Genomic DNA, 417 nt, shown 5'->3' on the forward strand with positions numbered 1-417 from the left:
GTACAGGTCTGCGTCCAAAGCTATCGGCAAGCGGCCCATGAATTAACTGACCAATCGCAAAACCCGCCGTATAAGCCGTCAATGTAATTTGAACCGCACCAGCTGCACAGCCCAAATCTTTTGCGATGGTCGGCATTGCCGGTAGATACATGTCGATCGCCAATGGCGTTAGCGCGCCAATTGCACCTAGCACAAGAAACAGTAAAAAACTGATTTGAGATTGGGGAGCGCTTTGAGCTTTTTCTGTCATTCTTTTACCTCTAGTTGTGTCCTTGCCATCAGCCATTTCTTTGCAGAAACTAGCAAGGATGCTTCTCGTACCATTGAAAACAAAGCACAGTGCTTTGCTGATTCAATTTTCGAGGGTCATAAGGACGAATGTTTACCAAGGTGGCCTTGACGAGCTCGACATAGAAA

Annotated in this window: 1 protein-coding gene; it reads right to left on the reverse strand. The window is 46.8% G+C overall.

All coding sequences use genetic code 11. The features are described 5' to 3' along the window. Positions 1-250, reverse strand: a 250-nt coding sequence (locus tag UF06_RS05470; protein WP_045569549.1) for an MFS transporter, incomplete at its 3' end; no start/stop codon positions are given. Between the last annotated feature and the right edge of the window lie 167 nt (positions 251-417).

Origin of the sequence: Vibrio sp. S234-5 (assembly GCF_000960595.1) — a bacterium.
Classification (GTDB): Bacteria; Pseudomonadota; Gammaproteobacteria; order Enterobacterales; family Vibrionaceae; genus Vibrio.